This window comes from Rhizobium sp. TRM95796, from assembly GCF_025779995.1.
In the GTDB taxonomy this organism is placed as follows: Bacteria; Pseudomonadota; Alphaproteobacteria; order Rhizobiales; family Rhizobiaceae; genus Rhizobium_E.
The window spans coordinates 18,981-41,638 of record NZ_JAOXHE010000013.1 but is presented as its reverse complement, the minus strand read 5'-3'; the positions used below and the strand labels follow the sequence as shown (position 1 = coordinate 41,638).

Genomic DNA, 22,658 nt, shown 5'->3' with positions numbered 1-22,658 from the left:
CTCAGCCGGCGTCCCGAATGAAGTCGCCGGACTTGCCGCCGGACTTGCTCTTCAGCTTGATGTCGATGATCTCCATCGCCTTGTCGGCGGCCTTGGCCATGTCATAGATTGTCAGGCAGGCGACGGTCACAGCCGTCAGCGCTTCCATCTCGACGCCGGTCTTGCCGGTGAGCTTGACCATGGCCTCGACACGGAGGCCCGGCAGGTCGGCGTCCGGCGTGATGTCGACCGTCACCTTGCTGATCATCAGCGGATGGCAGAGTGGAATGAGATCCGAGGTCTTCTTGGCGGCCATGATGCCGGCGAGCCGGGCTGTGCCCAGCACGTCGCCCTTTTTGGCGTCTCCGGAGAGAATGAGAGCAAGCGTCTCCGGCCGCATCCGAACCGCGCCCTCGGCGATTGCAATGCGGACCGTCTCGGTCTTGTCGCCGACATCGACCATATGAGCCTCGCCGGATGCGCCGATATGGGTGAGGCTTTCGCTCATGTCACGCGGCTGCCGAAGGCGAGGCGAGACCGAGGAGCTCGCGGGTGGCTGCGGTCACGTCGGCCTTTCGCATCAGGCTTTCGCCGACCAGGAAGGTCGAGATGCCCGAGGCCTTGAGCCGGTGGCAATCCTCAAGCGTGAAGATACCGCTTTCACCGACCAGCAGGCGGTCGGCGGGAACCATGCCTGCGAGCCGCTCGGAGGTGGCGAGATCGACCTCGAAGGTGCGGAGATTGCGATTGTTGACGCCGATCAACCGCGACGTGAGCCTGAGCGCCCGCTCCATCTCGGCTTCGTCATGCACCTCGATCAGCACGTCCATGCCGAGCGCGAACGCCGTATCCTCAAGCGCTTTGGCCTCGTCGTCGGTCAGCGACGCCATGATGATCAGGATGCAATCGGCGCCCCAGGCGCGCGCTTCATAGACCTGATACGGCACGAAGAGAAAATCTTTGCGCAGCGCCGGCAAAGCGCAGGCCGCGCGGGCGGCGGTGAGAAACTCCGGCGCGCCCTGGAAGCTGGGCCCGTCGGTCAGCACCGACAGGCAGGCTGCGCCGCCCTGCTCATAGGCCTTGGCCAGCGCCGGCGGATCGAAATCGGCGCGGATCAGGCCCTTGGACGGGCTGGCTTTCTTGATTTCGGCGATCAGGCCGTAGAGGCCGGCGTCGCGCTTCTTCTCGAGCGCGGCGAGAAAACCGCGCGGGGCGTCCACGCCGGCGATCTTCGCCTTGAGGTCGTCGAAGGAGACCGTAGCCATGGCGGCGTCGATTTCCTGGCGCTTGTAGAGTTCGATCTTTCTCAGGATATCGGCCATGTCAGCCTCACGAATTGGATACGGTTATCAGCCGGTCGAGCGCGGCGCGCGCCGAGCCCGACGACAGCGACGTCTCTGCCAGCGTAACGCCTTCGGCGATATCCTTGGCCTTGCCGGCGACCACGAGGGCGGCGGCGGCGTTGGCGACGGAAATATTGCGATAGGCGTTGGTCGCGCCATTGAGGATTGCGCGCAAAGCGCCGGCATTGTGTTCGCCGTCGCCGCCACGGATCTCGTCGAGCGTGATCGGCTGCATGCCGAAATCTAAAGGCGTCAGCGTGAACTCGCGGATCTCGCCGTTTTGCAACGCGACGACCTGGGTTTCTCCCGTCAGCGTGATCTCGTCGAGACCCTCGCCATGCACCACCCAGACATCGGTCGAGCCGAGCCCCTTGAGGGCTTCGGCGACCGGACGAAGCCATTGCGGCGCGTAGACGCCGAGCAACTGCCGCTTGACGCCGGCGGGATTGGAGAGAGGCCCGAGCAGGTTGAAGATCGTCCGGGTGCCGAGCTCGACACGGGTCGGCCCCACGAATCGCATGGCGGAATGATGCTGCTGGGCGAACATGAAGCCTATGCCGGCCTCCGAAATGCAGCGCGCCGTCACCTCGGGCGTGATGTCGAGCTTGACGCCGAGCGCCGACAGCGCGTCGGCGGTGCCGGATTTGGAGCTCTGGGCGCGGTTGCCGTGCTTGGCCACCGGCACGCCCGCGCCTGCGGTGATGATCGAGGCCAGCGTCGAGATGTTGTAGGTATGCGCGCCGTCGCCGCCGGTGCCGACGATGTCGATCGCGTTTTCAGGCGCCTCGACCGCCAGCATCTTGTCGCGCATCGTGCTGACGGCGCCCTGGATCTCGTCCACGGTTTCCCCGCGCACGCGCAGGCCCATCAGGAAAGCGCCGATCTGGCTAGGAGTGGCACCGCCCGACATGATGATGTCGAAGGCGGATCGCGCCTCGTCCGTCGACAGAGGCTGCGAGGCGGCCACCTTGGCGAGAAAGGGTTTCAGATCGGCCATGGCTGTTCCCCCGGCTTAGCGGACCATCAACTGATTGGCGAGCGTGCGATTGACCGAGACGCCGAAATCCGACTGCAACTCGCTGACGAGCTGGTCGAGGAAATCGTCGCCGGCGCGCGCCGCAGCCTGCTTGATCTGCTCGGCGCTGTTGTCGAGCGCATCGGCGGTCGGCGTGTTCTGGACGTCGGTGACCTGCATAACGATCTGGCTCTGGCCATCCGCGCCGGCTGAGGCCGACACATGGCCTTCCGGCCCGCCGAACGCGGCATTGATCGCGGCGGCGCCGAGAACGGCGTCGTCCGCGCGGCGCTTGATGTCGGCCTTCGATTCGACGGCGATCTTCAGCGTCGCGGCGATGTCGGCGATCTTGGCGCCTTCGCGGATCTGCTTGGAGAGCTCCTCCGCTTTCTTGGCGAGGGCCAGCTGCTGTTGCTCGCGCGTCCAGTCCGCGACGACTTTTTCGCGCACTTCTTCGAGCTTGCGGTCGCGCTCCGGGGTCACGCCGTTGATCTCGAACCAGACATAGCCGCCATTGCTGAGATCGAGCGGCAGGGGCTCGACGCCTTCGTCGGTCTTGAAGGCCTCGGTCAGCAGGCGCGCCTGTTCCGGCAGGCCGGCGACGTCCTTGTCGGAGGGATCGCGGCCGCTGGCGTCGACGGCGTCGATCGTCACCGACTTCAGCTGCAGCTGGTTCGCGGACTCGGCCAGCGAAGCGCCCGACGCCCGCGTATCCTCGAAACGGTCATGCACGCCCTGAATCTCGTCATTGGCCCGCACCAGCGCGAGCTGCTTGCGGATGTCTTCCTTGACCGCATCCAGCGGCTTGACGACTTCGGGCTTGATGTTGGTCACGCGCAGGATGACCGGGCCGAGCAGACCGTCGGTCACCGGCGTCACGCCGCCTTCGGTCTTTACCGCAAACGCCGCTTCCGCCATCGCGGCTGTCGGAACCTTGTCGCGGCTGAAATCGCCGAGCAGCACGTCGGTCGCGGTCTTGCCCTGCTCGGTCACGAGCTGGTCGAAGGTGGTTCCGGCCGCGAGCTTGGCGGCCGCCGCGTCGGCCTGCGCCTTGTCTGCGAAGGTCAGTTGCTCGATCGTGCGCGTCTCCGGCGTGCTGTAGGCGTCGATATGCCTGTCGTAATCGGCCTTCACGTCCTCGTCGGTGACGGCGGTCACGTCGGCGATGTCGGCGGGCTCGAGCTTCACATAGGTGATCTTGCGATATTCGGGAGCGCGATATTTGCCCTTGTTGTCCTCGAACCATTTGCCGAGCGCGGCGTCGGTCGGCGCGCCGACCGGATCGATATTGGCGTTGGTGAGGATCAGATAATCGATCGTGCGGCGTTCGTTGCTGAAGTCCTCGAGCGCCTTGGTCAGCGTGGCCGGCGGGGTGAAGCCGTTGGCGACCGCATCGGCGATCTGCACGCGCACCGCCTCGCGCTCCTTGTTCTTGATGTAATCCTCGGCGCGGATGCGGGCGTCGTAGAGACGACGCTCCATCAGCTGACGGCTGAAGGCGCCGGAAGCGTCCTTGAAGGCCGGCTCTTCCTGGATGAGCTGCAACAGGCGGCTCTCGGACATGCCGAGCTTCATGTCGGAGGCGAGCTGGTCGAGCGCCGCGGCGGACGCCAGCTGGCCATAGACCGTGTTCTCGAGGCCGAACATCTTCGCCTGCTCCAGCGTCAGGCCCGGAATGCTCCGCTGCATCTGGCTGAAAACGCTGTTGAAGGTGAACTGGAATTCCGAATTGGACACTTTCTGGTCGCCGACGGTCACGACGGCGTCGTTTGCGCCCGAAAACATCGAACTGTGGACGCCCCAGATGCCGAAGGAGGCGACAAGGAGGATAAGCAGGGCCTTTGCGACCCAGGTTTTCGCGGCTTTACGCAGAAGTTCGAGCATCGGGCGTCCCAAATTGTTATTCTTGTCGCCTCAGAAAGGCGCGTCCGTGCGGCGGCCGGACGAAGGTTTAGGCTTTTACTCATGCGTCGGGCGGCGTGGCAAGCGTTAAAATGGCGGCGACAGGCGGCGCGGCGCGCTCGCCAAAGCAAAAAAAGCTGAGCATTTTTATACATCTGTGGCTTGCAGCGCGAATTAGAGATAACTGCTGCTTTACAAAAATATTATTGTATGATTTTTTGATCGCGGCTGGTGGAGCAGCCATCATTTGGGAGGAAATCATGAATAAGTTCAAAGCGCTTGCGAGCGCCACGGCTCTTGCTGTCTCGTTTTTCGCCGCTGGTCAGGCCATGGCTCTGACGGTGGGGTTCTCGCAGATCGGATCTGAATCCGGTTGGCGCGCTGCCGAAACGACGGTGACCAAGCAGGAAGCCGAAAAGCGCGGCGTCGATCTGAAATTCGCCGACGCGCAGCAGAAGCAGGAAAACCAGATCAAGGCGATCCGCTCCTTCATCGCCCAGGGCGTCGACGCCATCTTCGTGGCGCCCGTCGTCGCGACCGGCTGGGACGACGTGCTGTCCGAAGCCAAGGACGCCAATATCCCGGTGATCCTGCTCGACCGCACCGTCGACAGCGACAAGAGCCTCTACTTGACCGCCGTGACCTCGGACCTCGTCCATGAAGGTTCGGTCGCCGGCAAGTGGCTGGCCGACACCGCCAAGGACAAGCCCTGCAACATCGTCGAACTCCAGGGCACGACCGGTTCGTCGCCGGCCATCGACCGCAAGAAGGGCTTCGAGCAGGCCATCGCCGGCCATGACAACCTGAAGATCATCCGCAGCCAGACCGGCGACTTCACCCGCACCAAGGGCAAGGAAGTGATGGAAAGCTTCCTGAAGGCCGAAAACGGCGGCAAGAACATTTGCGCTCTCTATGCGCATAATGACGACATGGCCGTCGGCGCCATCGAAGCCATCAAGGAAGCCGGCCTGAAGCCGGGGACCGACATCCTCGTCGTCTCGATCGACGCGGTTCCGGACATCTTCAAGGCCATGGCCGCCGGCGAAGCCAACGCCACGGTCGAACTGACCCCGAACATGGCCGGCCCGGCCTTCGACGCGCTCGACGCCTATCTCAAGGACAAGAAAGAGCCGCCGAAGTGGATCCAGACGGAATCCAAGCTCTACACCCAGGCCGACGATCCGCAGAAGGTCTACGAATCCAAGAAAGACCTCGGCTATTGATCTGCCGCCGCGCCGCCGGATTTGCGTCCGGCGGCGCGGTCTCAATCGAGCACGCCCGCCATCGGCCGATTTCGGCGGATGGCGCGGCCGGCCGGAGCATTCCGCATGACTGCAGAGATTAAGCCGCTCCTTTCGGCGCGCGGCATGACCAAGACATTCCTGGGCGCCAAGGCGCTCGACGCCGTTGATTTCTCCCTGATGGGAGGCGAGGTCATGGCGCTGCTCGGTGAAAACGGCGCCGGAAAATCCACCCTCGTGAAATGCCTGACCGGCGCCTATCGACGCGACGCGGGCGACATTCTTCTCGACGGGGTGTCGATCGATCCCCGCGATACATTCGAGGCCCAGAGCCTGGGCGTCGGCACCGTCTATCAGGAAGTCAATCTCCTGCCGAACCTGACGGTCGCCGAGAACATGTTCCTCAATCGACAACCGCGCCGCTTCGGCCTGATCGACGGCCGGGCGATGAACGAGCGTTCCCGCGCCCTTCTGGCCGATTATGGCCTCGATATCGACGTGCGGCAGCCATTGTCGAGCTTTTCGGTCGCCGTGCAGCAGATCGTCGCCATCGCCCGCGCCGTGGACCTCTCCGGCAAGGTGCTGATCCTCGACGAGCCGACCGCCAGCCTCGACGCGCAGGAGGTCGAGGTGCTGTTCCGCATCGTCGACGATCTCCGCCGCAAGGGCCTCGGCATCGTCTTCATTACCCACTTCCTCGAACAGGTCTATACGCTCAGCGACCGCGTCACCGTGCTGCGCAACGGCAAGCTGGTCGGCGCGCGCCGCCTGGCGGATTTGCCGCGCAAGGACCTCGTGGCGATGATGCTCGGCCGCGAATTGACCGAGGAGACCAGCCATCACGCGCCGGAGCGCAAGCCCGATATCGAGGCGCGTTTCCGCTTCAAGGGGTTGGGACGTCGCGGCGACATCAAGCCTTTCGATCTCGATATCAGCCGCGGCGAAGTCGTCGGGCTCGCCGGGCTTCTGGGCTCCGGCCGCACCGAGACCGCCGAAGTGATGTTCGGCATCCGCCGCGCCGACCAGGGCGAGGTCGAGATCGACGGCAAGCCCGCGACCATCGCATCGCCCGAAGATGCGATCGCCCAGGGCTTCGGCTTCTGCCCGGAAGATCGCAAGACCGACGGCATCATCGGCGATCTCTCCGTGCGCGAAAACATCGTTCTGGCGCTGCAGGCCCGGCGCGGCTGGGCCAGGCCCCTGTCTCGGTCCGAACAGAACGCGCTCGCTGACCACTATATTCAGGCGCTCGACATCCGCACCGACGGACGCGAGAAGCCGATCAAGCTCTTGTCGGGCGGCAATCAGCAAAAGGCGATCCTCGCCCGCTGGCTGGCGACCAATCCGCAACTGCTGATCCTCGACGAGCCGACCCGCGGCATCGATGTCGGCGCCCATGCCGAAATCATCAAGCTGATCCGGGATCTCTGCCAGAAGGGCATGGCGCTCGCCGTCATCTCCTCGGAAATCGACGAACTCATCGCGTATAGTCAGCGCATCCGCGTGTTGCGCGATCATGAACATGTCGCCGAACTGACCGGCGAGCAGATGAGCGCCAGCGGCATCGTCGACGCGATCGCCGGCGTGCATAACGAAAAGGGTCTGGCGTCATGATCCGTCGCATACTTCCCCAGATCATCACGCTCGGCATCGTGCTCGCGCTCAACGTGATCCTGTTTCCCGACTTCTTCAACGTGACGTTCCAGAACGGCCGTCTCTATGGCAGCATCATCGACGTGCTCAATCGCGGCGCGCCCGTGGCGCTGGTTGCAGTCGGCATGACGCTGGTCATCGCGACCAAGGGCATCGACCTCTCGGTCGGCGCGGTCGTCGCCATCTGCGGCGCGGTCGCGGCCGCCGCCGTCACCAGCGGCTACCCGCTTCTGGTGACGCTGGCTCTGGCGCTTGGCGTCGGCTTGATCTGCGGGGTGTGGAACGGGGTTCTGGTCTCCATTCTCAATATCCAGCCGATCATCGCCACGCTCGTGCTGATGGTCGCCGGCCGTGGGGTGGCGCAGTTGATCACGGAAGGCGCAATCCTGACGTTCAACGCGCCCGGTCTGATCTTCATCGGCAGCGGATCGGCCTTCGGCCTGCCGATGCCGGTGGTGATCTGGGTTCTGTTCGGCGCGGCGGTGGCGTTGCTCGCCAGGCGCACGGCGCTCGGCCTGCTGATCGAGGCGATCGGCGTCAACCTGCGCGCCAGCCGTCTCTCGGGCGTCAAGACGACTGCGCTCGTGGTGCTGGTCTACGCGCTCTCCGGTCTCTGCGCCGCCATCGCCGGGCTCATCGTCGCCGCCGACATCAAGGGGGCGGACGCCAACAATGCCGGCCTGTGGCTGGAGCTCGACGCCATCCTGGCGGTGGTTGTCGGCGGCAATTCGCTTCTCGGCGGCCGCTTTTCCATTCTCGGGTCGTTGCTGGGCGCCATGATCATCCAGGCGATCAACACCGGCATTCTCACCTCGGGCTTCCCCCCGGAATACAATCTCATCATCAAGGCTGGACTGATCGTGATCATCCTGATCGTTCAATCGCCGCGGCTCGCCGATCTCGCCGCTCTTGTCAGGACCCGCAAGTCGGAGACGCGCGGATGAGAGCGAAGTATCTGCCGCTGGCGGCGACCACGCTGATTTTCCTGGCTGCTTATGCGATCTGCGCATTGCAGTTTCCCAACATCCTGTCGACCCGAGTGATCGGAAACCTGTTCACCGACAACGCTTTCCTGGGCATCGCCGCGGTCGGCATGACCTTCGTGATCCTGTCGGGCGGCATCGACCTGTCGATTGGCTCGGTGATCGCCTTCACCGGCGTCCTGATCGCCGTGCTGCTCAAGAACACCGATCTGCATCCGCTGCTCGTCTTCGCCATCGCGCTCGGCGTCAGCACGGCTTTCGGCGCAGCCATGGGGTCGATCATCCATTATCTCGAAATGCCGCCTTTCATCGTCACGCTCGCCGGCATGTTTCTCGCCCGCGGCATGTCCTTCGTGCTCACGATCGACTCCATTCCCATCGATCATCCGTTCTACAAGGCGCTCAAGAGCTTCTATTGGAAGATGCCGGGCGGCGGCAGGTTCACGGTGATCGGCGGGCTCATGCTGCTGGTTTTCGTCGCAGGCATCGTGATCGCGCACAAGACCCGCTTCGGCGCCAATGTCTATGCGCTCGGCGGCGGCGTGGCGACCGCGCGGCTGATGGGCGCTCCGGTGGCCTCGACCACGATCGGCATCTATGCGCTGTCGGGCTTTCTGGCCGGCCTGTCGGGCGTGGTCTACTCTCTTTATACGTCCGCCGGCTATTCGCTCGCCACGGTGGGCGTCGAACTCGATGCGATCGCGGCGGTGGTGATCGGCGGGACACTGTTGACCGGCGGGGCCGGCTTCGTCGCCGGCACACTGATCGGCGTCCTGATCCAGGGCTTGATCCAGACCTACATCACTTTCGACGGGACACTGTCGAGCTGGTGGACGAAAATCGTGATCGGGCTCTTGCTATTCGGCTTCATACTTATGCAAAAAGGCATATTGCTGGTCTCGAAAGTCGACAACAAAGGGTGAGGAGTTCGTCGTGCGAAGGGGAGTGCTGGAGGCCGTGTTCAGCGGCAAGAAAACGAGAACCAGCCATGCCCAGGTGGTGGATGAAATCGGCCGTTCGATCATCTCCGGCGATTATCCGGTGGGCGCGACGCTGCCGGGCGACCCCGAACTCGCCCAGCGCTTCAAGGTGTCGCGGACGGTTCTTCGCGAGGCGATGAAGACCCTGGCGGCCAAAGGGCTGATCGTGCCGCGGGCGCGCATCGGCACCAAGGTGACGCCGAGGAACCAGTGGAACCTGTTCGACTCCGACGTGCTGACCTGGCATTTCCAGATGGGCGTCGATGGCGATTTCCTCACCCATCTCAGCGAGATCCGAATGGCGTTCGAGCCGCACGGCGCGGCGCTCGCCGCCGAGAACGCCACCGAGGCGGATATCAAGGCGCTGTATCAACTGGCGCGCGACATGGGCGCCGAGGGGCTGACGCCCGAGACGCTTGCGCTGGCCGATCTGCGTTTTCACCTCGCCGTATCCGAAGCGTCCAAAAATCCGTTCATGCGCACCGTCGGAAGCCTGATAGAGGCGGCTCTGGTCGGCATCTTCAAATTGTCGTCTCCGGCCCCGGGAGACGAGCGCGGGGCGGAAGTCTCGGCGTCGCACACGCTGATCGTCGACGCCATCGCCGCCCGCGACGCCGCCGGCGCCGCCGAAGCCATGCGCCGCGTGATCATCGTGGGCCGCGACAGGATCAGCCACAAGGTGACCGGCGCCGAGCCTCTGGCAGAATTCGCCCCCGCATCTTGAAGATGACAGGGGGAAGCTTTAGGTTGGGCCGCAATTGAAATTGCCCTGGCGCCCCTAGTGACCGAAATTCTCATCATTCTACTCCTTCTCGTGATCAACGCGTTTTTCGCCATGTCCGAGATGGCGATCGTTTCCGCCAGCAAGCCCTTGCTCCGACAGAAAGCCAAACAGGGTCATCCCGGCGCCGCCCGCGCGCTCGGCCTTGCGGAGAATTCCGGTACTTTCCTCTCTACCGTTCAAGTCGGGATCACCCTGGTGGGCATCCTCGCCGGCACCTACGGCGGCGCGTCGATCACCGAGAAACTCGGTCCCGAACTCGACGTGATCCCGGCGATCGCGCCTTACGGCCACTTGGTGGCGGGGCTCATCGTCGTGGCGCTGATCACCTATCTGTCGGTGATCATCGGCGAGCTCATTCCCAAGCAATTCGCGTTGCGACACGCCGAGTCGATTGCGATCTTCGTCGCCGGCCCCATGACTGTGTTGTCGCGGATCGCCGCGCCGATCGTCTATCTTTTCGAGGCGTCGGCGCGATTGTTGATGAAGATCTTGGGTGTGACGGCCAAGGACAGCGACGAGGTGACCGAAGCCGAGGTGCAGGCGGTCTTGGCCGAAGGCGCCGAAAGCGGCGTGTTCGAAAAGTCCGAGCATGAAATGCTGCGCCGGATCATCAGCCTCGCCGACCGCTCGGTGAAATCGATCATGACGCATCGCACCGAGATCGTCGGCATCGATCTGAAGGCCAGCTTCGAGGATGTGGTGGAGCTGGTTCGGGACTCCGGCCATTCGCGCTATCCCGTCATTGACGAGGACAATGACGGCATCATCATCGGCGCCGTGCGCACCAAGGACGTGCTTGCGGCCGCCCAAAATCCGAAGGCCTTCCAGATGCAGGCCTATGTGCAGGAGATTCCGACGATTCCGGAAATGACGACCTGCCTGAAGGCCTTCGAGATCTTCAAGGCGGCCAACATCCACATGGCGATCATCGTCGACGAATATGGCTCCACCGAAGGCATCATCACCTCGTCGGACCTGCTTGAAGCCATCATCGGCATCCTGCCGTCGAATTACGACGACATCGACGACATTCTGGTGCGCGAGCGCGAGGACGGCTCCTGGCTGATCGACGGCCGCACGCCGATCCATGAAATGCAGCTGACCTTCGGACTGGACAATCTCTCGACGGAAGACGGCTACGAGACCATCGCCGGCTTCGTGGTTCAGGGCCTGCGCAAGAGCCCCGAGGAAGGCGACCATTTCGAAGCCTATGGCTACCGCTTCGAAGTCATCGACATGGACGGACGCCGTATCGACAAGATCCTGATGAGCCGCAGGGACGATCCATCCATCGGCTGAGCTTTGATCTTCCGGCGATATCCGCACAGCCGGGTTGTCACGCTCGGCTTGCCTAGAGCGCGGGAATGCGCTTGCTATGGCGCAAATTTCAGAGGGAGATTCGGAATGTCGGGAAAGGTTCTGGCCGTGGTTCTGGCGGCGGGCGACAGCACGCGGATGAAGTCGGCCAAGTCGAAGGTGCTGCACACGATCGGCAACCGACCGATGATCTCGCATGTGGTGGCGGCGCTGGACGAAAGCGGCGCCGACAAGATCGCCCTCATCGTCGGGCGAGACGGGGACGCGGTCGCCGCGGCGGCGTCGACCGGCAAGCTGCCCGTGACGGTGTTCGAACAGACGCAACGCCTCGGCACCGGCCATGCCGTGCTGATGGCGGCGAGTGAAATCGAGGCCGGCTATGACGCGGTGCTTGTCGCTTATGGCGATGCGCCGCTGATCGAGGCGGGTCCGTTGGCTGCCGCCCGCGCCAAACTGGATGAGGGATATGACCTCGCCGTCATCGGCTTCCGGACGCCGTCGCCTACCGGGTATGGGCGACTGCTCGAAAAGGACGGCGAACTCGTCGCCATCCGCGAGGAGAAGGACGCCAACGACGACGAGCGCCGGATCGATTTCTGCAATTCCGGCCTGATGGCGATCAATGGCGCCAAGGCGGCGTCGCTGTTGCGCAAGATCGGCAACAATAATGTGAAGGGTGAATATTATCTCACCGACCTCGTCGAGATCGTCCGCGCCGAGGGCGGCCGGTCGGCCACCGTCGAAGCGTCTTTCGAAATGGCTGCAGGCTGCAACAATAGGGCCGAACTCGCCGAACTCGAAGCCATCTGGCAGAAGCGCAAGCGGCGGGAATTGATGGTGTCGGGCGTGACGATGATTGCGCCCGAAACGGTGTTTCTCTCCTATGACACGGTGATCGGCCAGGACGTGACGATCGAGCCGAATGTCATCTTCGGACCGGGCGTGACGGTGGAGCCGAATGTGGTCATCCACGCCTTCTCGCATATCGAGGGCGCCTATATCTCCTCCGGCGCCTCCGTTGGTCCCTTCGCGCGGCTGCGGCCCGAGGCGAAGCTGCTCGCCAACGCCAAGGTCGGAAATTTCTGCGAAGTGAAGAAGGCCGAGATCGGCGAGGGGGCCAAGGTCAATCACCTGAGCTATATCGGCGACGCCGTGGTCGGCGCGCGGGCCAATATCGGCGCGGGAACGATCACCTGCAATTACGACGGCTTCAACAAATACGAAACCCGCATCGGCGCCGACGCCTTTATCGGCTCCAACAGTTCGCTGGTGGCGCCCGTGAGTGTGGGCGAGGGCGCGCTGACCGCCTCGGGAAGCGTCATCACTGAAAACGTCCCCGATGGCGCCGCCGCTTTCGGCCGCGCCCGGCAGGTGACCAAGGAAGGTTACGGCCGCGAGATCATGGCGCGCAACGAGGCGATCAAGAAGGCGAAGAAGGCGGCGAGCAAGGGCTGACCTTGCAACCAGGGCTGAAGTCGCGTATTTTCAGGAGTGGCAGGCGGAGCGCTAACTCCGCCTGCCGGGACTCACTTCCTATATGAGATCCGGAGAGACAAGGACCAGCCGCTCCGGCTTCTTCTAAGAGTAAGCGTTATGCTGTATGGCAATCGCCTCATGGCATAACCTCCGATTGGACGGCGAGGCTTTCGCCACAGCCGGGGGAGCCCGTCTCCCCCGGTCACGCCCCTGGTCTAGGCGCTGCTGCTTCCGCCGTCGCAAACATTCACAATTCAATCGCATAATCGCGATGGTTGCAACGCAATTCCTCTCGCTCGTTAACGCACGAAACCGAATTTGATGCGCTGCCCGTTGCCGCGCGTCGAAATTCCGGCCACAAGACGCAGCAAGACATCGGAAATTGGTAGAGACCAATTTCAGCTGAGACTGTGCGGGAGCGGAATATGTGCGGGATTGTCGGGATCGTGGGCGTGGAGCCGGTGGCGGCGCGGCTGGTGGATGCGCTCAAGCGGCTGGAATATCGCGGCTATGATTCCGCCGGCGTCGCCACCATCCATGACAACCGGCTGGAACGCCGCCGCGCGGAGGGCAAACTCGTCAATCTCGAACAGAAGCTGGCGGCCGAGCCGCTGGCCGGCAAGATCGGTATCGCGCATACCCGCTGGGCGACGCATGGCGCGCCGACGGAAACCAATGCGCATCCGCATTTCGTCGACGGCGTCGCCGTGGTTCACAACGGCATCATCGAGAATTTTTCCGAGATCAAGAAGGAGCTTGCCGCAGACGGCGTGAGTTTCACCACTCAGACCGACACGGAAGTCGTCGCCCAATTGCTGGCGAAATTCCGTCGCGACGGCATGGGCCGGCGCGAGGCGATGCACGCGATGCTGCGCCGGGTGACCGGCGCCTATGCGCTGGCGGTGATCTTTCAGGACGACCCCTCGACCATCATGGCGGCTCGCTCCGGTCCGCCGCTCGCGATCGGTTATGGCGACAAAGAGATGTTCCTGGGCTCCGACGCCATCGCGCTGTCGCCCTTCACCAATCGCATCGCCTATCTCGAAGACGGCGACTGGGCGGTGATCGGCGCCGGCGGCGCGCATATTTTCGATCTCGACGGCAATCCGGTGTCGCGGTCCATCCGCATTTCGTCAGCGAGCGCCTATCTGATCGACAAGGGCAATCACCGGCACTTCATGGAAAAGGAAATCTACGAGCAGCCGGAAGCCGTGTCGCATGCGCTCGGCCACTATGTCGATTTCACAGAAGGCGGCGTGCGGGAACTGAACGACGGCATAGACTTCGCCAAGCTCGATAGCCTGGCGATCACCGCCTGCGGCACCGCCTATCTCGCGGGCCTGACGTCGAAATACTGGTTCGAGCGCTATGCGCGGCTGCCGGTGGAAATCGATGTCGCCTCGGAATTCCGCTATCGCGACGCGCCGCTCGCCAAGGGATCGGCGGCGCTGTTCATCTCACAATCTGGCGAGACGGCGGATACGCTCGCATGCTTGCGCTACTGCAAGGAGCAAGGCCTCTCCATCGGCGCGGTCGTCAATGCCAAGGAATCGACCATCGCGCGCGAAGCGGATGCGGTGTTCCCGATCCTTGCCGGCCCGGAGATCGGCGTCGCCTCGACGAAGGCCTTCACCTGTCAGTTGACGGCGCTGGCGGCGCTCGCCATCCGCGCCGGACGCCAACGCGGCACGCTGACGGAGACGGAGGAGAAGGCGCTGGTTGGCCATCTCACTGAAATGCCGCGCATCATGAGCGCGGTGCTCAACCGTATCCAGCCGGAGATTGAGGCGCTGTCGCGCGATCTCTCCAAATTCAAGCATGTGCTCTATCTCGGCCGCGGCACCAGCTATCCGATCGCGCTCGAAGGCGCGCTGAAGCTCAAGGAAATCTCCTATATCCATGCCGAAGGCTATGCGGCGGGCGAACTCAAGCATGGTCCGATCGCGCTGATCGACGAGACCATGCCGGTGATCGTGATTGCCCCGCATGACCGCTTCTTCGAAAAGACCGTGTCGAACATGCAGGAAGTAGCGGCGCGCGGCGGCAAGATCATTTTCGTCACCGACGAGAACGGCGCCAAAGCCAGCGACCTTAAGACCATGGCGACGATCGTGCTGCCGGATATGGACGAGGCCATCCATCCGATGATCTTCTCGCTGCCGATCCAGCTTCTCGCCTATCACACCGCCATGTTCATGGGCACCGATGTCGACCAGCCGCGAAACCTCGCCAAGTCGGTCACGGTCGAGTGATCATAAAAATCTTGTGCGGCGCGGAAAAGTCGCGTTAAACAGGGGGCCTGATGACCCAGGATCCTCACACGCCAGACACCGCGCCGCATAAGCCGACTTTCGGCGTACGGCTCCGCAACAATTTTCTGACGGGCCTGATTATCTGCGCGCCGATCGCGATCACGATCTGGCTGACCTGGACGCTGATCCATTGGGCCGACAGCTGGGTCAAACCCTATATTCCCTATCGCTATAACCCTGAAAACTACATCAAATTCGCCATTCCAGGCTTTGGCCTGCTGATCGCGGTGATCATGATCACGTTGATCGGCACTTTCGCCAAGAACCTGATCGGCCGCTCGATCGTCGAATTCGGCGAATCGATCATGGATCGCACGCCGCTGGTTCGCTCGCTCTACAAGGCGCTGAAGCAGCTGTTCGAGACGGTGTTCGCCGAGCGCAGCACCTCGTTCAAGAAAGTCGGCATGATCGAATTTCCAGGGCCGGGAAGCTGGTCGATGGTGTTCATCGCCGCCGATGTGCGGGGCGGCGAACTCGAACATCGATTCCAGGAGAAGGGGTTCAGCGACATGGTGGCGGTGTTCCTGCCGCCGACCCCGGTCCCTACCGCGGGCTTTCTGATCTTTGTAGAGCGGTCCAAAATCATCGAACTCGACATGAGCCCGGAAGACGCCGCCAAGATGCTGATCTCGGCCGGCCTGATCGCGCCGGACTGGAAGCCGAAGGGCGATGTCCTGGAGAGCTGATCAGCCGGCATGCAGGAAGCGGATCGCTTCGTCGCGCCGGAAGAGATAGAGCAGGGTGCGGATCGCCTCGCCGCGCGGCGACGACAGTTCCGGATCGCGGTCGAGCAAATAATGCGCGTCCTTGCGGGCGATTTCGAGCAGGTCGCCATGCGCTTCGAGACTGGCGATGGCGAAGCCCGGCGTTCCCGATTGGCGTGTGCCCAGCAATTCGCCTTCGCCGCGCAGGCGCAGATCCTCTTCGGCGATGATGAAACCGTCTTCGGTCTCGCGCATGATTTTGAGCCGCGCCTCGCCATTCTGGCTGAGCTTGCCCTTGTAGACGAGGATGCAGCTCGACGCCTCCGATCCGCGTCCGACACGTCCGCGCAGCTGGTGCAATTGCGCCAGCCCGAAACGCTCGGCATGTTCGATCACCATGATGGTCGCGTCCGGCACGTCGACGCCGACTTCGATGACGGTGGTCGCCACCAGAAGGCGCGTCTCGCCATTTTTGAAGCCCATCATCACCGCGTCTTTTTCCGGCCCGCTCATTCGGCCATGGATCAGCGCGGCCTGCGCGCCGAAGCTTTTGGCGAGCACGGCATGGCGCTCCTCGACGCTCATCAGCTCGCTTTCCTCGTCTTCCTCGACGAGCGGGCAGATCCAGTAGATCTTCTTGCCCTCGGCGACGGCGGCGCGCATGCGGGCGATGATGTCGCCGATCCGCTCGCCCGGCACGATCACCGTCTGGATCGGCTTGCGGCCGGCCGGTTTGTCGGTCAGCTTGGAGACGTCCATGTCGCCGAAGGCGGCGAGCACCAGCGTGCGCGGAATGGGCGTCGCCGTCATCACCAGCATATGCGGCGATACGCCCTTGGCGGTGAGCCGGAGACGTTGATGGACGCCGAAGCGGTGCTGCTCGTCGACGACGGCCAGCAGCAGATTGGCGTAATTGACCGTATCCTGAAACAACGCATGGGTGCCGATAACGATCTGCGCCTCACCAGAGGCGATGCGGGCAAGGATTTCCTCGCGTTCGCGGCCCTTGGTGCGGCCGGTGAGGATTTCGATGGTGAGGCCGGTCATGCGCGCCATCTGGCTGATCGTGGCGTGATGCTGGCGGGCGAGAATTTCCGTCGGCGCCATCAGCACGGCCTGGCCGCCGGCCTCGACCGCCGCCAGCATCGACATCAGCGCCACCACGGTCTTGCCCGAGCCGACATCGCCTTGCAGTAGCCGGAGCATGCGGTCCTCGCCGGCCATGTCCCTGAGCACATCGGCGATCGCCGAGGTCTGGCTGCCGGTCAGCGAAAAAGGCAGGGCGGCCAGAACCTGGCTCGACAACAGGCCTGTCGGCTTGACCGGAACGCCCGGCGCCTTTCTCAGCTTCGAGCGCACCAACGCGAGCGACACCTGGCCGGCGAGGAATTCGTCATAAGCGAGCCTGCGCCGCACCGGCGCCTGCGGATCGATGTCGTGCTCGTCGCGCGGATGATGGATCAGGCGGAGCGCTTCCGAGGTCTGCAGAAAGCCCTGTTTCTGGATCAGAGACTCGTCGAGCCATTCGGGCAGAGCCGGCACGCGGAAAATGGCGGCTTCGATGGTCTTGCGCAGCACCTTGGGCGACAGGCCGGCGGTGAGGCCATAGACGGGTTCGACCAGCGGCAGCTTCTCGCCCTCGGACAATCGCGCCATGTGATCGGGATGGACCATGGAGGGCCGGCCGTTGAACCAGTCGACCTTGCCGCTGACCATGACGGTTTCATCGACCGGCAACGACTTTTCCAGCCAATTTCCCTTGGCGCGAAAGAACACCAGCGCTAGTTCCCCCGTATCATCCTGCAGGAACACCCGATAGGGCTGGTTCGACTGTCCCTTGGGAGGCGGCTGGTGGCGGTCGACGCGGGCGGTGACGGTGACGATTGCGCCCTGGGGCGCGAGCGCGATGCCGGGCTGTTTGCGGCGGTCGATCAGGCTGTGCGGCACATGGAACAGGAGATCGATGATCCGGCAGTCCTCCAGGCTCTCGCGGCCGAGCAGCCGGGCATAGAGCTCGCCGGTCTTTGCCCCGATGCCGGGCAGTGAGGCGAGGGGGGCGAACAGGGGATCGAGGATGGAGGGACGCATGCATGCAATTTCGGCTGTCGAAGGTGGATTTGCAAGGCTGACAAGCAAGTTTCCAAGGGATATAGACGGCCTCCTATCATGAGAGGATCACCACGCCGATGACTGGCACGACCTTGACCACCGCCGATCTCGATCCGCACCGCCGGCGCATCCTGTTTCGCGCCTGGCATCGCGGCGTCCGCGAGATGGACCTGATCCTCGGCCAGTTCGCCGACACCGAACTCAAGACGCTCGAGGGCGAGGAACTCGCCGAGTTCGAGCGCGTTCTCGGCGAAGACGATAATGATCTGTTCAAGTGGATTTCTGGAGAAAAGCCGATGCCCGAGCGTCTCAAGACGCCGCTGTTTGCGCGCATTCTGGCCTTTCGTCCCGAGGAAGCCTTCAAACCCGTGGTGTGACGACGGTTTCCGGCCCGTCGTCTTGTTTTCTATGCCGCTCCGCCATCTCTCCAGCCCGATAGCGATCTCAGTCGCCGGGGCACTCTCAAGGACATCTGCATGATCCCGGATTTCGATCCCCGGAAAATTCTCGCGGACGAGAAGAGCTTTTCGATCGGCCATGTGCCGCCGGGCATGGAGGCGCTGGTGCTGGCCGAACTCGCCCGCGCCGGAGGATCGATCGCCTATGTCCTCTCCGATGGCCAGAAAATCGCCGATCTCGAACAGATGATCGCGTTTCACGCGCCAGAAATTCCGGTGCTGGTGCTGCCGGGCTGGGACTGCCTGCCCTATGACCGCGTGTCGCCGGGAACCGATGTCTCCGCGCGGAGACTGGCGGCGCTCAGTGGGCTGATCCAGCATCAGGCCAAGCCGCATCCGGCCATCGTGCTGACCACGGCCAATGCGCTGGTGCAGAGATTGCCGCCGCGCGACGCGATCTCGGCCATGGGTTTTTCCGCCAAGCCCGGCCAGATGCTGAAGATGGACGAGATCGCGCTCCGCTTGGAAAAGAACGGCTTCGAGCGGGTGGCGACGGTGCGCGAGGTCGGCGAGTTCGCCGTGCGCGGCGGCATTCTCGATCTCTTCATGCCGGGCGAGACCGAACCGATGCGGCTGGATTTCTTCGGCGACACGCTGGAGACGATCCGCACCTTCGATCCCGCCAGTCAGCGGACGACAGGCCAGGTGAAACAGATTTCGCTTAACCCGATGAGCGAAGTGTCGCTGACGCCGGATATGATCAGCCGCTTCCGCAAGGCTTATCTCACGATGTTCGGCGCCGCCACCCGCGACGACGCGCTCTATCAGGCGATCTCGGAAGGACGTCGCTTCGCCGGCATGGAGCATTGGCTGCCGCTGTTCTATGAGACGCTCGAAACGCTGTTCGACTATCTCGCCGGTTTCCGGCTGACGGTGGATCACACGCTGCAGGAATCGGTCAACGAGCGCTCGACGCTGATCTCCGATTATTATGAGGCGCGACGCGACGCGGGATCGGGCAAAAAGGGACCGAGCCAGGGCGCGCCCTACAAACCCGTGCCGCCCGACCAGCTCTATCTCTCCGGCGAACAGGTGATGCTGGAGCTGCGGGGCCATGGCGCGATCCGCATCACGCCGTTCAACGAGCATGAAGGCGAGGCGCGCAAGGTGGTGGCGCTGTCAGCCCGTCCCGGCATGCGCTGGGCGCGCGCCGGCGAGCAGGAGGGCGAGGAGCGCATCAACGTGTTCGACGCCGCCGTGCGTCACATCGCCGATCACCGCGCCAAGGGCGACAAGGTGGTCGTCTCGGCCTGGACCGAGGGCTCGCTCGACCGTCTGCTGCAAGTGCTGCAGGAGCATGGGCTGGAGCGCGTCGTGCCGGTCGAGACCCTCGACGCCGCCATGAAACTGAAGCCGGGTGAGGCCGGCGCGACGGTGCTTTCGCTCGAAAGCGGCTTCGAATGCGGCAAACTGATCGTCATCGGCGAGCAGGACATTTTGGGTGACCGGCTCGTGCGGCGCGGCAAGCGCCGCAAGCGCAACGCCGATTTCATCACCGAGGCCTCGTCGATCGACGAAGGCTCGATCGTCGTCCATGCCGAGCACGGCATCGGCCGGTTCGTCGGGCTGGTGACCATCGAAGCGGCGGGCGCGCCTCATGAATGCCTGCAGCTCGAATATGCCGGCGGCGACAAGCTGTTCCTGCCGGTCGAAAACATCGAGCTCCTGTCGCGCTACGGCTCGGAGCAGACCGAAGCGCAACTCGACAAACTGGGCGGCGTCGCCTGGCAGGCGCGCAAGGCCAAGCTCAAGAAGCGGCTGCTCGACATGGCGGGCGGTCTGATCCGCATCGCCGCCGAGCGGCAGATGCGCCAGGCGCCGCCGCTGATCGCGCCCGACGGCGTCTATGACGAATTCGCCGCCCGCTTCCCCTATGACGAGACCGAGGATCAGGCCGGCGCGATCGACAGCGTCCGCGACGATCTCGGCGCGGGCCGGCCGATGGATCGTCTGGTCTGCGGCGATGTCGGCTTCGGCAAGACCGAAGTGGCGCTGCGCGCAGCCTTCATCGCCGCCATGAACGGCGCCCAGGTTGCCGTCGTGGTGCCGACGACGCTTTTGGCGCGGCAGCATTTCAAGACCTTCTCCGAACGTCTCAAGGGTTTTCCGCTCAAGGTGCGGCAGGCGTCACGCCTGGTGACGGCCAAGGAGCTGAACGAGACCAAGAAGGAGCTGGCGGAGGGAAAGATCGACGTCGTGGTCGGCACGCATGCGCTTTTGGGAGCAGGCGTCAAATTCGCCAATCTCGGCCTGTTGATCGTCGACGAAGAGCAGCATTTCGGCGTCAAGCACAAGGAGCGGCTGAAGGAGCTGAAGTCCGACGTGCATGTGCTGACGCTGTCGGCGACGCCGATTCCGCGCACCTTGCAGCTGGCGCTGACGGGCGTGCGCGAATTGTCGCTGATCACCACGCCGCCGGTCGACCGCATGGCGGTGCGCACCTTCATCTCGCCGTTCGATCCGCTGGTGATCCGCGAGACGCTGATGCGCGAGCATTTTCGCGGCGGCCAGAGCTTCTATGTCTGCCCGCGCATCTCCGACCTCGAGGAGATCCAGACCTTCCTGCGCGAGGCGGTGCCGGAACTCAAGCTGGCGGTCGCGCATGGCCAGATGCCGCCGGGCGAACTCGACGACATCATGAACGCCTTCTATGACGGCAAATATGACGTGCTGTTGTCGACGACGATCGTCGAATCGGGTCTCGACGTGCCGACGGCCAACACGCTGATCGTGCATCGCGCCGATATGTTCGGTCTCGCCCAGCTCTACCAGATCCGCGGTCGCGTCGGCCGGTCCAAGGTGCGCGCCTTCGCGCTGTTCACGCTGCCGGTCAACAAGACGCTGACCACGATGGCCGACAAGCGGCTGAAAGTGCTGCAGTCGCTCGACACGCTCGGCGCGGGCTTCCAGCTCGCCAGCCATGACCTCGACCTGCGCGGCGCGGGCAACCTGCTCGGCGACGAACAGTCCGGCCATATCAAGGAAGTCGGCTTCGAACTCTATCAGCAGATGCTCGAAGAGGCGGTGCTGGAGATCAAGGGCGAGGAGCAGGTGAGCGACAGCGGCTGGTCGCCGCAAATCGTCACCGGCGTCTCCGTGATGATCCCCGAGAGCTATGTGCCGGATCTGCATCTGCGCATGCAGCTCTATCGCCGCCTCGGCGAACTCAGCGATCTCAAGGAAATCGACAGCTTCGGCGCCGAGATGATCGACCGCTTCGGCCAGATGCCGGCCGAAACCGAGCATCTGCTCAAGATCGTCTACATCAAGACGCTCTGCCGCACGGCCAATGTCGAGAAGGTGGAAGCGGGTCCCAAGGGCCTCGTCGTGGTGTTCCGCGACAGGATCTTCCCCAATCCGGCCGGCCTGGTGCAGTTCATCTCAAGGCAGGGGACGCTCGCCAAGATCCGACCCGATCATTCGCTGTTCCTGGCCCGCGACCTGCCCAAGCCCGAAAAGCGCATGGCTGCCGCCGCCATGCTGATGACGCAGCTCGCGGAGATCGCCGGACAGGGCAAGTAAGCGGAGACCCGAACGGTCAAACGAAAACAGCCGCCGGATTGGCCGATCCGGCGGCTGTTCTCATGAGCGCGGCAAGATGCGCTCAATTCAAGATGTCAGGCTCAATTCAGGAAGTCGGGTTCCTGGCGCGACAGCAGGATCTTGAGATCCTCGAAATGCCGTTCGGACTGGCCGGGATAATCCTCGATTTCCTCGGCGACCTTTTCGGCAACCTCGTCGGAGAGAATTCTAAGCTTCTGCCCGGTCTGCAGCGCCTTGATATAGGTCTCGGCGGCGCGTTCGAAATAATACATGCGGTTGAACGTGTCGGCGACGCTGTCGCCGATCACCAGCACGCCGTGATTGCCCATGATCATCACGCGATGCTTGGGGTTCTGCATCAGCCGGGCGCAGCGCGCGCCTTCGTCTTCGAAGGCCAGCCCGCCGTAATCATTGTCGATCACATAGCGGTTGAAGAAGGTGGCGCAGTTCTGGTCGATCGGCAGCAGCCGGCTGTCGGCGAGCGAGGCGAGCACGGTCGAATAGATCGAATGCACATGCATCACGCAGCGCGCATGCGGCAACAGGCGGTGGATCGAGCCGTGCAGGCCCCAGGCTGTCGGATCCGGCGCGTCCGGGCGCTCCATGGTCGAGGGATCGTTGGCGTCGAGCAGAAGCATGCTGGAAGCGGAGATCAGCGAGAAATGCTTCTGGTTGGGATTCATCAGAAACTGGCTGCCGTCGTCATTGACGGCGAGCGAAAAGTGATTGGCCACGGCCTCGTGCATGTTGAGCCGGGCGGTCCAGCGGAAGGCGCAGGCGAGATCGACGCGCTCTTCATAGAAGGGCAGGTTGTCATGGCGATGGACGGTCGCGAGAGTGGCGGACATGGCGAGTTCCC

General features: G+C 63.4%; 18 protein-coding genes. 11 read left to right on the top strand and 7 right to left on the bottom strand.

Annotated elements, in window-relative coordinates; genetic code table 11:
• Window position 1: 1 nt before the first annotated feature.
• The 5 genes from moaC to OCK01_RS23265 all read right to left on the bottom strand — a co-directional run bounded on the left by moaC (window position 2) and on the right by OCK01_RS23265 (window position 4,501).
• Window positions 2–487 carry a cyclic pyranopterin monophosphate synthase MoaC gene (moaC, locus tag OCK01_RS23285; protein WP_263826042.1) on the bottom strand — a complete coding sequence of 162 codons (486 nt, stop codon included), beginning with the start codon at window positions 485–487 and terminating at the stop codon, window positions 2–4.
• Between the two features lies 1 nt (window position 488).
• Window positions 489–1,301 (bottom strand): indole-3-glycerol phosphate synthase TrpC, encoded by an 813-nt coding sequence (trpC, locus tag OCK01_RS23280; RefSeq protein ID WP_263826041.1) that lies wholly within the window; start codon window positions 1,299–1,301, stop codon window positions 489–491.
• A gap of 7 nt (window positions 1,302–1,308) precedes the next feature.
• Window positions 1,309–2,319: an anthranilate phosphoribosyltransferase gene (trpD, locus tag OCK01_RS23275; protein ID WP_263826040.1), complete on the bottom strand. Its 1,011-nt coding sequence runs from the start codon at window positions 2,317–2,319 to the stop codon at window positions 1,309–1,311.
• A gap of 15 nt (window positions 2,320–2,334) precedes the next feature.
• Window positions 2,335–4,221, bottom strand: a complete 1,887-nt coding sequence (locus OCK01_RS23270) for a peptidylprolyl isomerase (protein WP_263826039.1) — start codon at window positions 4,219–4,221, stop codon at window positions 2,335–2,337.
• 79 nt (window positions 4,222–4,300) lie between these two features.
• Window positions 4,301–4,501, bottom strand: coding sequence for a hypothetical protein (locus OCK01_RS23265; RefSeq protein WP_263826038.1), 201 nt, complete (start codon window positions 4,499–4,501; stop codon window positions 4,301–4,303).
• Between OCK01_RS23265 and ytfQ the strand changes: the two genes are divergently transcribed.
• From ytfQ to OCK01_RS23220, 9 genes are all read left to right on the top strand, one after another.
• Window positions 4,500–5,462, top strand: a complete 963-nt coding sequence (ytfQ, locus tag OCK01_RS23260) for a galactofuranose ABC transporter, galactofuranose-binding protein YtfQ (RefSeq protein WP_137156115.1) — start codon at window positions 4,500–4,502, stop codon at window positions 5,460–5,462. The two genes, OCK01_RS23265 and ytfQ, sit on opposite strands and share 2 nt — an antisense overlap.
• A 105-nt stretch (window positions 5,463–5,567) precedes the next feature.
• Window positions 5,568–7,094 (top strand): galactofuranose ABC transporter, ATP-binding protein YtfR, encoded by a 1,527-nt coding sequence (gene ytfR / locus OCK01_RS23255; protein WP_263826037.1) that lies wholly within the window; start codon window positions 5,568–5,570, stop codon window positions 7,092–7,094.
• Window positions 7,091–8,077 carry an ABC transporter permease gene (locus OCK01_RS23250; protein WP_263826036.1) on the top strand — a complete coding sequence of 329 codons (987 nt, stop codon included), beginning with the start codon at window positions 7,091–7,093 and terminating at the stop codon, window positions 8,075–8,077. The genes ytfR and OCK01_RS23250 overlap by 4 nt, the downstream gene beginning before the upstream one ends.
• Window positions 8,074–9,039 carry a galactofuranose ABC transporter, permease protein YjfF gene (yjfF, locus tag OCK01_RS23245; protein ID WP_182826380.1) on the top strand — a complete coding sequence of 322 codons (966 nt, stop codon included), beginning with the start codon at window positions 8,074–8,076 and terminating at the stop codon, window positions 9,037–9,039. Before OCK01_RS23250 ends, yjfF begins: the two co-directional genes overlap by 4 nt.
• Window positions 9,040–9,049: 10 nt before the next feature.
• Entirely contained in the window at window positions 9,050–9,820 is a 771-nt protein-coding gene (locus tag OCK01_RS23240) for a FadR/GntR family transcriptional regulator (RefSeq protein ID WP_182826379.1), read from the top strand.
• 57 nt (window positions 9,821–9,877) lie between these two features.
• Window positions 9,878–11,179: a hemolysin family protein gene (locus tag OCK01_RS23235; RefSeq protein WP_263826035.1), complete on the top strand. Its 1,302-nt coding sequence runs from the start codon at window positions 9,878–9,880 to the stop codon at window positions 11,177–11,179.
• A gap of 105 nt (window positions 11,180–11,284) precedes the next feature.
• Window positions 11,285–12,652, top strand: a complete 1,368-nt coding sequence (gene glmU, locus OCK01_RS23230) for a bifunctional UDP-N-acetylglucosamine diphosphorylase/glucosamine-1-phosphate N-acetyltransferase GlmU (protein WP_263826034.1) — start codon at window positions 11,285–11,287, stop codon at window positions 12,650–12,652.
• A gap of 446 nt (window positions 12,653–13,098) precedes the next feature.
• A complete protein-coding gene (glmS, locus tag OCK01_RS23225; RefSeq protein ID WP_263826033.1) occupies window positions 13,099–14,925 on the top strand; it encodes a glutamine--fructose-6-phosphate transaminase (isomerizing) in 1,827 nt (608 codons plus the stop codon).
• Window positions 14,926–14,975: 50 nt separating this feature from the next.
• Window positions 14,976–15,671: a DUF502 domain-containing protein gene (locus tag OCK01_RS23220; RefSeq protein ID WP_263826032.1), complete on the top strand. Its 696-nt coding sequence runs from the start codon at window positions 14,976–14,978 to the stop codon at window positions 15,669–15,671.
• On the opposite strand, the gene recG is transcribed toward OCK01_RS23220, so the two are convergent.
• Window positions 15,672–17,777, bottom strand: a complete 2,106-nt coding sequence (gene recG, locus OCK01_RS23215; protein ID WP_263826031.1) for an ATP-dependent DNA helicase RecG — start codon at window positions 17,775–17,777, stop codon at window positions 15,672–15,674.
• 98 nt (window positions 17,778–17,875) lie between these two features.
• On the opposite strand from recG, the gene OCK01_RS23210 reads away from it, so the two are divergent.
• A complete protein-coding gene (locus OCK01_RS23210) occupies window positions 17,876–18,175 on the top strand; it encodes a succinate dehydrogenase assembly factor 2 (RefSeq protein ID WP_263826030.1) in 300 nt (99 codons plus the stop codon).
• Window positions 18,176–18,274: 99 nt separating this feature from the next.
• Window positions 18,275–21,778, top strand: coding sequence for a transcription-repair coupling factor (gene mfd / locus OCK01_RS23205; RefSeq protein WP_263826029.1), 3,504 nt, complete (start codon window positions 18,275–18,277; stop codon window positions 21,776–21,778).
• 101 nt (window positions 21,779–21,879) lie between these two features.
• Here the strand turns inward: mfd and OCK01_RS23200 are convergent, their stop codons facing one another.
• Complete coding sequence (locus OCK01_RS23200; protein ID WP_263826028.1) at window positions 21,880–22,647, bottom strand: class II aldolase and adducin N-terminal domain-containing protein; 768 nt, start codon at window positions 22,645–22,647, stop codon at window positions 21,880–21,882.
• Window positions 22,648–22,658 lie beyond the last annotated feature (11 nt).